This is a genomic window from Frankia sp. CoBUL1 (assembly GCF_978021245.1).
On sequence record NZ_CDXDOS010000082.1, the window covers coordinates 1 to 13,456 of the forward strand.

Annotated in this window: 10 protein-coding genes and 1 pseudogene; 9 read left to right on the forward strand and 2 right to left on the reverse strand. The window is 73.2% G+C overall.

Going from position 1 to position 13,456, the window contains the following annotated elements; all coding sequences use genetic code 11:
• The first annotated feature begins 329 nt into the window (after positions 1 to 329).
• The 8 genes and pseudogenes from AC08OX_RS08520 (at position 330) to AC08OX_RS08555 (ending at position 11,272) form a co-directional block, all read left to right on the forward strand.
• Positions 330 to 2,723 carry a KR domain-containing protein gene (locus tag AC08OX_RS08520; protein WP_476607309.1) on the forward strand — a complete coding sequence of 798 codons (2,394 nt, stop codon included), beginning with the start codon at positions 330 to 332 and terminating at the stop codon, positions 2,721 to 2,723.
• 506 nt (positions 2,724 to 3,229) lie between these two features.
• Positions 3,230 to 4,888 (forward strand): hypothetical protein, encoded by a 1,659-nt coding sequence (locus AC08OX_RS08525; protein WP_476607310.1) that lies wholly within the window; start codon positions 3,230 to 3,232, stop codon positions 4,886 to 4,888.
• Positions 4,889 to 4,950: 62 nt separating this feature from the next.
• Positions 4,951 to 5,733, forward strand: a complete 783-nt coding sequence (locus AC08OX_RS08530) for a beta-hydroxydecanoyl-ACP dehydratase (protein WP_476607311.1) — start codon at positions 4,951 to 4,953, stop codon at positions 5,731 to 5,733.
• A complete protein-coding gene (locus AC08OX_RS08535) occupies positions 5,727 to 7,226 on the forward strand; it encodes a PfaD family polyunsaturated fatty acid/polyketide biosynthesis protein (protein WP_476607312.1) in 1,500 nt (499 codons plus the stop codon). The genes AC08OX_RS08530 and AC08OX_RS08535 overlap by 7 nt, the downstream gene beginning before the upstream one ends.
• Positions 7,210 to 7,377, forward strand: a complete 168-nt coding sequence (locus AC08OX_RS08540) for a hypothetical protein (protein WP_476607313.1) — start codon at positions 7,210 to 7,212, stop codon at positions 7,375 to 7,377. Before AC08OX_RS08535 ends, AC08OX_RS08540 begins: the two co-directional genes overlap by 17 nt.
• Positions 7,374 to 9,189: pseudogene (gene accA / locus AC08OX_RS08545) on the forward strand (carboxyltransferase subunit alpha). The gene AC08OX_RS08540 and the pseudogene accA overlap by 4 nt, the downstream one beginning before the upstream one ends.
• On the forward strand, positions 9,186 to 9,920 hold the full coding sequence (locus tag AC08OX_RS08550; RefSeq protein ID WP_476607314.1) for an acetyl-CoA carboxylase biotin carboxyl carrier protein: 735 nt from the start codon (positions 9,186 to 9,188) through the stop codon (positions 9,918 to 9,920). The pseudogene accA and the gene AC08OX_RS08550 overlap by 4 nt, the downstream one beginning before the upstream one ends.
• Positions 9,920 to 11,272, forward strand: coding sequence for an acetyl-CoA carboxylase biotin carboxylase subunit (locus tag AC08OX_RS08555; RefSeq protein WP_476607315.1), 1,353 nt, complete (start codon positions 9,920 to 9,922; stop codon positions 11,270 to 11,272). The genes AC08OX_RS08550 and AC08OX_RS08555 overlap by 1 nt, the downstream gene beginning before the upstream one ends.
• A 113-nt stretch (positions 11,273 to 11,385) precedes the next feature.
• Here the strand turns inward: AC08OX_RS08555 and AC08OX_RS08560 are convergent, their stop codons facing one another.
• Together AC08OX_RS08560 and AC08OX_RS08565 are read right to left on the reverse strand one after the other, a co-directional pair.
• Positions 11,386 to 12,267: an HpcH/HpaI aldolase/citrate lyase family protein gene (locus AC08OX_RS08560; RefSeq protein ID WP_476607316.1), complete on the reverse strand. Its 882-nt coding sequence runs from the start codon at positions 12,265 to 12,267 to the stop codon at positions 11,386 to 11,388.
• On the reverse strand, positions 12,264 to 12,788 hold the full coding sequence (locus AC08OX_RS08565) for a MaoC family dehydratase (RefSeq protein WP_476607317.1): 525 nt from the start codon (positions 12,786 to 12,788) through the stop codon (positions 12,264 to 12,266). The genes AC08OX_RS08560 and AC08OX_RS08565 overlap by 4 nt, the downstream gene beginning before the upstream one ends.
• Before the next feature lie 238 nt (positions 12,789 to 13,026).
• On the opposite strand from AC08OX_RS08565, the gene AC08OX_RS08570 reads away from it, so the two are divergent.
• Positions 13,027 to 13,456 (forward strand): metallophosphoesterase (locus tag AC08OX_RS08570; protein WP_476607318.1); only part of this gene is annotated, 430 nt, incomplete at its 3' end.

Here is a 13,456-nt window from a genome sequence, read left to right on the forward strand (position 1 = left end):
CCTGACCGCGCCGGCCAGCGCCGCACCCGAGTCGACCCCGCCCACCGCTACTGAGACGGCGGCGTCGATGCCCACGGCGACTGCACCGGCGCCGCACCCCGTTCCGACTGAGGCGCCCATCGAGCGGCTGCGCGCGGTGCCGCGCCTTCTGCCGGCCGTAGACCCGCTCGACGAGCCTTTCGGCGTCCAGCCCAGCGCGCTCGTGATCGAGGTCGGTGACGCCGGTGGTGCGGCGCTGGTCCGCCACCTCAGGGAGCGCGGCATCTCGGTCGAGCGGATCGCGATCGGGTCCCTTGCGGGCTCCGACGCCGCCGGCCTCCTCGGCTGGGATGGCGCCGCGGTCGAGGCGGCGCTCGCAGCCGTCGCCGGATCGGTCCGCCTGGACCTCTGCCTGCTCGCCCTCGGCGCTCCGGCATCACCGGGCGCCGGATCCGGGGCCGAGCCGCGCCGGGGAGGACGATCGAGCCGGGATCGGCGCCACCGGGCTGGCCGACTTCGACGTCGCCGCGCGTGGGCTCGCCGACGCCATCCTGGCCACGAAGGGGGTCATCGTACCACTGCGGGCGGCGGCCTCGGCGGGCCGGCGCGTGGCCTTCCTCACGGTGACGCGGGTCGACGGGCTGCTCGGTCATCGGGGCGGGTCCTCGATAGCCGGGGCGGTCACCGCGGGGGTCACCGGGCTGGTGAAGACCGTCGCGCTCGAGGCACCTGAGCTGGTCTGCCGGTCGGTCGACGTCCATCCGGCGCTCGACGACGACACCTTCGCGGCGGCCGTCCTGGCGGAGGCCGTCGATTCCGCCCGGGACGTCGTCGAGGTTGGTCTGGATCCCGAGGGACGCCGCTGGTCCGTCGAGTATGTCCAGGGCGGGGCGTCCGGGGTGGCTGAGGCGGCCGGGGTGGCCGGGACGACCGCCCCGGCGACGCTCCGGCCACCGGTGGGCCCGGATGACGTCCTGGTGGTGACCGGTGGAGCCCGCGGAGTTACCGCGCGCTGCGTCGAGGAGCTGGCGCGCCGCGCCTCCTGCGAGTTCGTCCTGCTCGGACGCACGAATCTGGTTGAGGAGCCGGGCTGGGCGGCCGGAGTCGAGGATGACGGCCTCAAGGCGGCGTATCTCGCCGGGGCCCGTGCCGAGGGACGCAAGGTGCGGCTGCCCGACGTCGATGCCGCGGCTGCCGCCGTGATCGCCGTCCGGCAGGTGCGGGCCACCCTCGGTGACCTTGCCGCGACCGGCGCGCGGATCCACTACCAGGCCGTGGACGCCTCGGATCCGGTGGCGACGGCCGCGGCGCTCGCGCCCTGGCGTGACCGGGTCACCGGCGTCGTGCACGGCGCCGGCGCTCTCGCCGACGCGATGCTCACGGACAAGACCGTCCCGGCCATCCGGTCGGTGCTCACCCCGAAGCTCGCCGGTCTGCGCTCCGTGCTCACGGCGCTGGAGGGGGCACCGCTGCGTCATCTCGTGCTGTTCGGTTCGGTCGCCGGTGTCTTCGGTAACCCGGGGCAGGCCGACTACGCCACGGCCAACGAGGCGCTGACCAGGGTCGCGGCCTGGGCCCGGACCGGGCTCACCGGCCGGGTGGTCGCCCTGAACTGGGGCGCCTGGGACGGCGGGATGGTAACGGCCGACCTGCGGGAGCTCTTCCGCTCCCGGGGCGTGACGCTGCTGCCGCCGGACGAGGGCGCGCGCCGCTTCGTCGCGGAACTCGTCGACGGCCACGGCGCGGATGGCGCGGTCCTCATCGGTGGATCCGCTCCGCTCGCGCGGGCTGTGGGTGGCACGGAGCCCGCCGCGTTCGTGGCGCACCGTTCGATAGCGGCTATGGACACCGAGACGGTCATCGACCAGCACCAGATCGGGCCGGCCCCGGTGCTGCCCGCCACCGCCGGTCTCGGCTGGTTGGTCAACGGGGTCGAACGAGCCTTGCCCGGGCGTCAGGTCGTCGAGGTCCGGAACTTCATCGTGCACAAGGGGATCGTGTTCGACGGGGCGCACCTGCGGGACTACTGGCTCGACGCGCGGCCCGTCGACGGGACCGGCGGTGGGCCTGGTGACGGGCGTGACGGCGGGCCGGTGACGGTGTCCGCGACCGTTCGAGGGGACAGCGGCGGCGCGTTGCCGACCTCGCACTACGCGGGCACCCTCGTGCTCGCCGAGGTCGGCAAGGTCGGCAAGGTCGGCAAGGTCGCCGAGGTCGGCAAGGTCGCCCCGGGCTGGCCCGCCGATGGTTACCGGCTCGGCGAGCAGGGCGAGGACGCGGCCTGGGTCTACACCGACGGGCTGCTCATCCACGGGCCGTTGATGCGGGGCATCCGGCGCCTGCTCGTGCGGGAGCCGGGCCGTCTGGTGGCTGAATGCCGCCTGCCGGAACTGCCCTTCGCCGGCGGCGCGTTCGCGGGCGCGCTGCACCGCCCGGTCCTGTGCGACATCCTCGCTGCGGCCGGGAGCGTGCTCGCCCGGTGGACCCTGAACGAGGTGGGCGCCCTGCCGATCGAGATCGGGCACGCGGAGTTCTTCGCTCCGCTGCCGGCCAACGAGACGTTCATCGTGGTCGTCGACGACGTCCGACCCGGCCCGATGACGGTCACGGTGACCGTGACCGCCCACACCCCGGATGGACGGGTGCTGCAGCGCCTGTCCGACTTCACCTTCGTCGGCACCCCGGACATGGCGGATCTGATCCGTCAGGGGGCGCAGCGGTGGCAGTCGGGTGACCGGGCATGAGGTCCGGTCGGTGGCCGAAAGACCAGGCACCGCACGGGCGATGGGAGGGATCACGATGACCATCACGGTCGAGGCGACGCAGGACGGGCTGGGTTTCGACGGCGAGCCCACCGACGCCGCCGTCTGGGCGGCGATGCAGGCCGGCCCGGAGTTCGAGGCGCGGCCCGGCGGCACCCACCGCCCTGACGATGTCGACAGGGGAGATGTCGACAGGGGAGATGTCGAGGGGGGCGAGGAGGACGACGCCGACGGGGGCAGGGAGATCACGGCCGCCACCCGCGGCGCGGACGTCCTGAGCGGCGTTGGCCGCACGGCTGCTGTGGGTACGGCGGCCGCCCCGGCTGTCGACGACGCCACGGCCACCCTGCGTCGGCTGCGGGCCTCGGTGGTCGCGGCCCACGCCTCGGCGATGCGCACGCAGGCCGCCCTGGCCGACCGGGCGCTGGCCGCGATGGCCGCGATGGCCGCCATCGCACCGCCCGGCGGCCGGGCTCCGGCCGCCGTGGGTGATCGTGGTCGGGGTGGACCGGGGTGGACCGGGGTGGGGCACCCCGGCGGTGGACCGGCCGGCCTTCCACGATGCTGGGCTCCCCGGGCACGCGGGTGCCTCGGCGCCCGGCACTCCGCCGCGGCCCGCTCCCGCGATCGCCCCCGTCGAGATCACGGCGCCTGCCGAGCTGACGGTGGATGTCACCGTCGTGGCCCGGGACGCCGCGGCGATCGACGGTTGGGTGTCGCTGCCCGCCGTGGTCCGCCAGGCCCTGGACGAGGTGTTGCGCGGGTCGGCGCACCTGGCACCCCGGGGAGGGGGGCACTGGGTGCTGACCCGGGCGGCTCTGGTGACCAGCGGACCGCTGCCCCGGGTCGGGGACGAGCTGCGTGTTCAGGCCGCCACCCGCGTCGGGGCCCCCGGCGGGTTCGACCCGGCCACGGCGGAGGTCACGCTCGCGCTGCGGGTCACCCGCGGCCCCGACGTGCTTCTGGAGGTTCTCGGCGGGGTGTTCCGGTGGCTCGCGCGGGACGGCGCGAGCCATGGCGGTCTCGCCGGGGCTGCCGGGTTCGCCGGCATCGAAGCGCCGGGGAACCCGCCCGGTTTCGCCGCCCTGGAGCCGGCGGGTGCTCCCTCCGGCTCCCGGGGCGCGCGCGGCTGGACGGAGGACGCGTTCAAACTGCCCGGCCGTACCACCCGCACCACCCTCGACGCCGGTGACCTGGACCGGCTGACGCGCGGTGACGTTGCCGGCGTCTTCGGCGCCCGCTACGACCAGCGGGGGGTGAACCCGTCGGTGCGGCTCGCCCCCGGCGGTCCGCTGGCCGCCGTGCCGGAGTTCGCGCCGCGGGGCGGCGCGGCCGGCCAGGGCCAGTTGCGGGCCTCGGTGAGCCGGCTGACCGGCGGCGTGGACCACGACGGGCAGCCCGATCCGACCCACCTGGCCATCGCGGCGCTCACCGCCTCCTGGCAGGCGGTGAGTGTGTTCGCGATGGCCGCCGGTCTGCACCTGGTGATCGCGGATGCGCACCTCGACGTCGCGCTGCCCGACGAGCGGCTGGAACTCCCCGACGGGCTCGGCCGGCTGTCGATCGAGATCCACGCGCCCGGCCACGGTGCCGGGCCGGCTGCCGAGGCCGGTCTGGAGCTCGTGCTGACCGTCACCGACATCGACCTGGTGCCGCGGCCCTGGCTGCGCGCTGACATTGAGCTGCGGGACACCCATGGGCCGGTCGCCACGATCCGCGGGATCGCCCTGGCCGTGCGGGAACGTCCGGGCACCCCCGTGGGTCCGGCGCACGGCGGCGTCCTGCCGGCCTTCCTCGGCCGCGTGGGCGCGACCGGAGAGTCGGCGCTGCTCGGTGAGCTGCAGATGTTCCACGCGGCGCGCGGCGACCTCGCCATCGCGCTCGGTCCCGAGTTCGCCTCCGCCGCGGGCCGGACGGTCTGCCGGCTGCCCGGCGGCGGCCTGCGGCTGGTGGACCGGGTCATGCGGGTGGACGGCGCGCGCGGTCAGCTCAGCGGCGGCGCGTCGATGATCACCGAGTACGACTCGCCGGCGGACTCCTGGTACTACACCGACAGCCCCAGCCCGACGATGCCGAACATCGTGCACATGGAGACATCGCTACAGTCGGCGCTCCTGCTGGGCTCTACTACCTGGGTGCGACCCTGACCGACCCGGCCAACGACTACGTCCTGCGCAACCTCGACGGCACGGCGACCGTCCGGCGTGAGGTGGACCTGGCGGGACGCACCATCCGGCAGCGTTCGACCCTGCTGTCCACGACCGTGCTCAGCGGCGCGATCCTGCAGAACTTCCAGTACGAGCTGTTCCTCGTGCCGGTCGACGGATCCGGATCGCACGGGTCCGGCCGTGACGGCGAGCCGTTCTACGTCGGTGAGTCGTTGTTCGGCTTCTTCACCCAGCGGACGCTGGCGAACCAGAACGGTCTCGATCAGGGCGCATTCGTGCCGACCTGGCTGGAACGCACCAGCCCGGCGCAGGCGGACCGGCGGACCATCGACGTGGCCGCCCGGCGGGCCGCGAACGCGCCGCTGTGCGCCCAGGGCGCCATGGCCCTGCTCGACCAGATCACGGTGGTGGACGGCGGCGGCGACTTCGGCCGCGGTTACCTGCACGCCGTCCGCCCCACGAGCCCGGACGACTGGTTCTTCGCGCGGCACTTCTGGCTTGACCCGGTGATGCCCGGCTCGCTGGGTGTCGAGGCCGTCATCCAGGCGCTGCAGGAGCGGATGGTCCAGGAGGGCCTGACCGACGACCTCGTCGAGCCGGTCTTCGTCGTGCCGGCCGGGCTGCCGATGAGCTGGCGCTACCGCGGCCAGATCCGCCCGGATGACGGGGAGATGACGCTGGAGGTCCACATCAAGGAGGTCCGCCGCGACGGTGCCCGGGCACGGGTCGTCGCGGACGCCAGCGTCTGGAAACCCGGCATGCGTATCTACGGACTGACCGACATCGCCGCCGAAGCGCGCGGTAGAGGAGCGCAATCATGGTGACGACGACAACGACGGTCCGTGGCGCGCCGGCGATGCCGCGTCCTGGATCGGGCGGGCCGCGGCTCGCGCGTTCCGCCCAGGAGATCCACGACCTGCTCGCCCGGCTGGACGCGCCCTGCGTCGTGGTGAGCGAACAGGGCGGCGCGATCGCGGCCACCGACGACCCGGCGAGCCTGCGCGCGGCGGTGGCGACGGTGCTGGCTGTGGCGCCGCCGGCCCGCCCCGAGCGGCTGGGAGCCGCGTCCTTCCTGACCGACTACGGGGTGCGTCAGCCCTACATGACCGGCGCGATGGCGAACGGCATCGCTTCGCCGGAGCTGGTCGTGGCGATGGCACGGGCGGGCTTCCTCGCCACGTACGGGGCGGCCGGCGTGCTGCCCGACCGGATCGACGACGTGCTTGGGCGGATCCGCCGTGAGCTCGGCCCGGCGCCCTTCGCCTGCAATCTGATCCACAGCCCGAACGAGCTGGAGCTGGAACGGGCCATCCTGGCCGCCTGCCTGCGCCACGGGGTGACCTGCGTGGAGGCGTCCGCGTTCCTGGAGCTGACCCCGCAGATCGTCGCCTACCGGGCCGCGGGGCTGCGGCCGGGCGGCGCTGGCGGCGTACACGTCGGGCACCGGGTGGTGGCCAAGGTCTCCCGCGGGGAGGTGGCCGAGCTCTTCCTGCGCCCCGCCCCGGACGCGCTGCTGCGCCCGCTGGTGGCGGATGGCACCCTGACCGCCGAGCAGGCCGCGCTCGCCCGCACGGTGCCGATGGCCGACGACATCACCGTCGAGGCGGACTCCGGCGGCCACACTGACCGCCGGCCGCTCCCGGTCCTGCTCCCCGAGATCATCGCGGTGCGCGACCGGATCGCCGCCGAGCTCGGCTACCGCCGCCCGCCGAGAGTGGGAGCCGCGGGTGGCATCGGTACGCCATCGGCGGTGTTCGCCGCGTTCGCGCTCGGCGCCGCCTACGTCGTCACCGGTTCGGTGAACCAGGCGTGCGTCGAGTCCGGTCAGTCGGCGGCGGCGCGGGCGTTGCTGGCGAAGGCGGGCCCGAACGACATCGACATGGCGCCGGCCTCCGACATGTTCGAGATCGGCGCCGAGGTGCAGGTCCTGCGCCGCGGCACGATGTTCGCCGGGCGGGGCCGCCGGCTGTACGACCTCTACCGCGCCCACGACTCCCTCGACGACCTTTCGGCGGAGGATCGGGACTGGCTGGAGCGTTCGGTCCTGCGCCGGTCCGTGGACGAGGTATGGGCTGACACCGTCGACTACTTCAGCCGACGCGACCCGGAGCAGATCGAACGCGCGCAGGCCAACCCGAAGAGACGGATGGCGCTGGTATCTCGGGCTGTCCTCGGGCTGGGCGATCTCCGCCGCGCCCGACCGGATCACCGATTACCAGATCTGGTGCGGCCCGTCCCTGGGCGCCTTCAACACCTGGGCGGCCGGCAGCTACCTGGCGGACGTCGACCGGCGCAGCGCGGTGGACGTCGCGGGTGAGCTGATGCTCGGCGCCGCCTACACCGGGCGGGCCGCGGCACTGCGGTTCGCCGGGGTGCGGCTGCCGGTGCGGGCTGCCGCCTACCGACCGCCGGCCACGCGCGAGAGCTCGCCGGCGCACCGGTACGTTCTGACGGCGGGTGCCCGGTGACTGCGCCCACGACCGCGCCCGGGGCCACCGCTGGCACGCCCGTGCCCGTGCCAGCCGTCGAGGCGGAGTCGACCGCGGACCGCCTCGCCTGGCATCTGTGCGGGGGATGCCGGACTCTTCTCTATGGCAAGCGGTTCCTCGCAGCCAACCGGGTCTGCCCGGAGTGCGGCTGGCACGCGCCGCTGACGGCCCCGAGCCGGCTCGCCCAGCTGCTGGACCCGGGATGGTCCGAGCTGGCGACGCCCGTGCCCGCGGATCCCGATCCGCTGCGCTTCACCGATTCGGCCCCCTATCCGGACCGGGTGCGCCAGGCCCGCGAGCGGACCGGACTGGCCGAGGCGGTCGTCTGCGCGCGGGGACGCATCGACGGCGCCGAGGTGATCGTCGCGGCGATGGACTTCCGTTTCCTGGGCGGCAGCCTGGGATCGGCCGTCGGCGAGGCCATCACCCGGGCGGGCGAGTTGGCGTTGGCCGAGCGCACACCGCTGGTGATTGTGACCGCCTCCGATGCAGGAAGGCCTGCTGTCGCTGATGCAGATGGCCAAGACGAGCCAGATGCTCGGCCGGCTCGACGAGGCGGGCGTGCTCACCGTGGCACTGATCAGCGACCCGACGTTCGGGGGAGTGGCAGCCTCCTTCGCCACTCTTTGTGATGTTATCGTCGCCGAGCCGGGTGACCGCCTCGGGTTCGCCGGTCCCCGGGTGATCGAGCAGACGATCCGCCAGAAGCTGCCGCCCGGCTTCCAGACGGCGGAGTTCCTGCTGAACCACGGAATCGTGGACATGATCGTTCCCCGTGGCGACCTGCGGGCCGCGCTGTCCCGGCTCCTGCGCGTCGCCACCGGCGTTCATGAGGTGGCCGAGGGCGCCACGGCCGGGGGCGGCCTGTCCGACGGGCATGACGGAGCCGAGCGGGTGATCACCGAGGTGCTCCACCTGCCCGTCCGTCATCCCTGGGACGCCGTGCGGCAGGCCAGGGCGCTCGGGCGCCCGACCACCCTCGACCTGATCTCGCTTCTGCTGGACGACTTCAACGAGCTGCACGGCGACCGGGCCTCCGCCGACTGCCCGGCGATGGTCGCCGGTCTCGGCCGGTTGGGCGGAGTCGGGCTGGCCGTGATCGGCACCCAGAAGGGGCACACGGTCGCGGAGCTCAGCGAGCGGAACTTCGGCATGCCCAGTCCCGCCGGGTACCGCAAGGCGGCGCGGGTCATGCGGCTGGCGGCCAAGCTTGGCCTGCCGGTGGTCACCTTCATCGACACCGCCGGCGCCCATCCCGGCGTCGAGGCGGAGGAACGGGGACAGTCGGTCGCGATTGCCGAGAACCTGCGCCTGATGGGGGCGCTGCCCGTTCCGGTTGTCGCCGTCGTCACCGGCGAGGGCGGCAGCGGCTGGGCGCTGGCGCTCGCGGTCGCCGACCGGGTGCTGATGTGCGCGAACGCGGTGTACTCGGTGATCAGCCCGGAGGGATGCGCGTCGATCCTCTGGAAGGACGCGACCGCCGCGCCGAAGGCTGCCGAGGCGCTGCGCGTGGACGCGCGTCAGCTGCTGGAGCTCGGGATTGTCGACGGGGTCGTACCCGAGCCTGACGGCGGTGCCGCGGCCGATCCCGTCCACGCCGCGGCGCTCGTCGGTGCCGCACTGCGCGCGACGCTGGGACTGGCCGGCCCGGAGGAGCTCGTGTACCGGCGGTGGCTGCGCTTCCGTCGCTTCGGCGCGGTGGCGGGTGAGCCTGCCGGCGCGTCACCCCCGGGACGCCCGGGCAACTCCGAACACCCGGGACACTCCGAACACAGGGAGCAGAGTTCATGAGCACGACTGTGGCAGCGCGCCGCTCCGGCGCCGTCTCCTCCAACGGAAACCGGGCGGTCGACGATCCGGGCACGGCGCCGGGATGGTCGACCGCCGCGTCCGGCCCGCTGTCCGCCATCGACGCGGCGGACGTCGACACCGTCCTGGCCGCGGTGCAGCACCACGCCCTTGCCCTGTACGCGAACGCGGTGCGGCCGCCGTCGCACCTGCGGGTGACCGCCGGCGACATCGTCGTGGAGCTGGCCTGGACCGACCTGGCCGAGCTCGGTGACGACCGGCGCGAGCCCGTCCAGGCGACGGCGCCGCCGCGTCGTCATCCGGTTCCCGCGCCTCGCTCCGTTCCTGGTGGTGCTGTTCCCGGGGGTGCTGTTCCCGGGGGTGCCGTTCCCGGGGGTGCCGTTCCCGGTGGTGCCGTTCCCGGCGAGGCCGCGCCGGTCGAGGAGCGGCCGGCGGACTCGCCGACCGCCGGTGGTGACGCTGGCCTGAGCTACGTCACCGCGCCGAGCGTCGGGGTCTTCTACTACGCTCCCGAACCCGGTGCGCGGCCGTTCGCCCGGGTCGGGGACACCGTGAAGGCCGGGCAGCAGGTCGCGATCCTCGAGGTGATGAAGCTGATGATCCCCATCGAGGCGGACACAGCCGGCCGGATCGTCGAGCTGTGCCAGCCCGACGCGACATCGGTCGAGTACGGCGAACGGCTGATCGCCATTGATCCGGACGCCCGCGGCTGATGGTCACCACCGTCCTGATCGCCAACCGGGGCGAGATCGCTCTGCGGGTCCTGCGCACCTGCCGGGAGCTCGGCCTGCGTACCGTTGCCGTCTACTCGGCCGACGACCGCGGCAGCATGGTGACCCGGCTCGCCGACCGGGCCGTCCAGATCGGTCCGGGCCCCGCCGGCCGCAGCTACCTCAACATCCCGACGATCATCGAGGCCGCCTGGCTCGCCGGCGCGGACGCCATCCATCCCGGATACGGATTCCTTTCCGAGAACGCGGACTTCGCGGAGGTCTGCGCGTCCGAGGGCATCACCTTCGTCGGACCGCCCGCCTCGGTCATGGAGAAGCTCGGGGACAAGGCCGTCGCCCGCTCGCTGATGGTTGCCGCAGGCCTTCCGCTGCTGCCCGGAAGCCACACTGCGATCGACCACGCGGACGAGGCAGAGGTGTTCGCCGACAGGATCGGCTATCCCGTGATCATCAAGGCCGCCGCCGGCGGCGGCGGTCGGGGGATGCGCATCGTCGAGCAGCCCGAGGAGTTCCTGCGCGCCTACACCGAGACCCGGGCGGGCGCGCAGGCCGTCTTCGGCGACGGGCGGGTGTATGTCGAGCGGTACCTGCCCTCGGCCCGGCACGTGGAGATCCAGGTGCTCTGCGACCAGTACGGCAACGGCGTGTACCTGGGGGCCCGGGACTGCTCGGTGCAGCGGCGTCACCAGAAGCTCATCGAAGAGACGCCGGCGCCCTGCCTGCCCGCGGACCTCATCGAGGAGATGGGGCGGGCCGCGCTGCGCGGGGTCGCCACGGCGGGCTACGTCGGCGCGGGCACCGTCGAGTTCCTGGTCGACCCGGCCGGTGCGTACTACTTCATGGAGGTCAACTGCCGGCTGCAGGTGGAGCATCCGGTGACGGAGATGGTGACCGGCATCGACCTCGTCGCCGAGCAGTTCCGGATCGCCGCGGGGGAGAAACTCGACCTCACCCAGGACGCGGTCGTCCCGCGCGGCGTCGCGATCGAGTGCCGCGTCAACGCCGAGGACCCGGTCCGGGGATTCGCACCCGCGCCCGGAACGCTCACGGAGTGCCATTTCCCCGGCGGGCCCTTCGTCCGGGTGGACAGCCACGCGCACCCCGGCTACCGGATACCGACCCGGTACGACTCCCTGCTGGCGAAGGTGGTCGCCTGGGCGCCGGATCGCGACGGCGCGGTCCGGCGGATGCGCTCGGCCCTGTCAGAGCTGCGCATCGAGGGACCGGGCGTGGCCACGACCGTGCCCTTCCTCCTGCGGGTGCTCGACGATTCCCGGTTCCGGACCGCGACTCACGACACCTCTCTCGTCGCCGCGCTCACCTCGACCGGCTGACCAGAGTTCTCTACGCAGAGTTGTGGAGGGTTGGGTACGGTCTGATGCCGTCAGACCGTACCCAACCCTCCACATTTCCCCGGCCAGGCCGGGGTGGGCCATGCCGGGCCGGGTTATCCACAGATCGTGGTAGGGCCCTGGCGCCGCCGCTGATCGGCGGGTGAGTCTGTGACGGTGACAGCAGGATCATGCCCGGTGGCGGCGAGGGTGCGTTCGGCGTGGCGCAGGACGGGCGCGTCGACCATCCGCCCCTCGAAGGAGAACACGCCGGCGGAGTGCGTCGCCGCGTCGAGTACCCGCCGCGCCCACGCCACCTCGTCGGCGGACGGCGCGAACGCCTGCCGTACGGCCGCGACCTGCCTCGGGTGGATACACGCCTTCGCCGCGAAGCCGCTCGCGACGGCGTCACGAGCCTCGGCCGCGAGGCCGTCGACATCGGCGATGTCCAGGTACACGGAATCGACGGCGACCTGCCCGTGCGCTCCGGCCGCCAGCAGGACGCTCGCCCGGGCATGCAGGGCGACGCCCCGGTAGCGGCCGGCCTCGTCCCGGCTCGACCGGCCACCCAGCGCGGCGACGAGATCCTCCGCGCCCCACATGACGCCGATGGTGGTGGGAACGGCCGCGATCTCGGCCGCGGCGAGCACGCCGCGCGGTGTCTCGCACAGGGCGACGACCCGGCGCGGCCCGACGGCGGCGACCTGCTCGGCGGACTCCGTCTTGGCCAGCATGACGACGGGATAGGGCGTGTCGGCGAGGGCGCGCAGGTCCTCGCCGTAGTCGGCGGTCCCGGCGGGGTTGATCCGGATGATCGTCCGCAGTGGGTCGAGGATGGTCTCCCGCAACGCGCGCCGTGCCCGCGGCCGGTCCGCCGCCGCCACGCCGTCCTCCAGATCGAGGATGACCCCATCGGCCGCGGCGGCAGCCTTGGCGAATCGGTCGGGCCGGTCCGCGGGGCAGAACAGCAACGCCGGGCCGGGCAGCTGCCCGATCACCGGTCCGCCGCCCGGCGCAGCATCAGCGCGGACCGTACCGCCACGGCTACCACGTCACCGTGCTGGTTGCGCGCGGTGTGCTCGAAGGTGACCACCCCCTGCCCGGGTCGGCTGCGGGAGAGCCGCTTGTCGCGTACCACGGTCTCGGCGTAGAGCGTGTCGCCGGGGAACACCGGTGCGGGGAAGCGGATCTCGGTGAATCCGAGGTTGGCCACGGTCGTTCCCTGGGTCAGCCGGCTCACCGACAGGCCGACCAGCGTCGCGAGGGTGAACATGCTGTTGACCAGCCGAGTGCCGAAGGTCTGGGTCGTGCTCCATGCCTCGTCGAGGTGCAGCGCCTGGGTGTTCATCGTCAGCGTGCTGAACAGGGTGTTGTCGGCTTCGCTCACGGTCCGCCCGGGCCGGTGGACGTAGACGACGTCGGTCTCCAGCTCGTCGAACCACAGCCCACGTTCCTCGACGCGCCGACATTCTCGCTCGGTCCGCTCGGTCCGCTCGGGAGGGGATGCCCCTGCCTCCATCGGTGCCTCCCTCGATCGACTCCCGTCGCCGGCCGCTGGTGTTCGGCGGCCGAGATGGCAGGGGTAGGGTAACCCGCGTTGTGCTGGCCGTGGGTGAAGGTTCATCACCCCTTCCGGGGGCGTTCCGGTCGACCCGATAGCTTCCGGACGTCCGGAGTGCGGGTGGCGGGCCGTCGGCCCGATGAATCGCCGTCCCCGGAGAAGAACCGTGCGGTCCTCGTGGTGAAGGAGTCCGGCAATGCGGCACCGCAGGCTTTTGTTGGCACTGGCCGTGGGTACGCTGACCGCGTCCGTGTCGATCCCGATCTCGGCGGACGCGGCCACCCCGCTCGGCACCGGGACCGCTCCGTCTACGATCGCCGTGATCGGCGACATCCCCTACGGCGCCGCCAAGATTGCCGAGTTTCCCACCGACATCGGCAAGATCAACGCTGATCCCGACGTGTCGCTGGTCGCGCATCTCGGCGATATCAAGAACGGCAGCAGCGTCTGCTCGGACTCGTACTTCGCCGCCATCAAGTCGGATTTCGACCAGTTCCAGGATCCTTTTGTCTACACCCCCGGCGACAACGAGTGGACCGACTGCCACCGCGCGAACAACGGTGGTTACAATCCTCTCGAACGTCTCGGAAAACTGCGTCAGGTGTTCTTCCCTGTCCCAGGTCGGA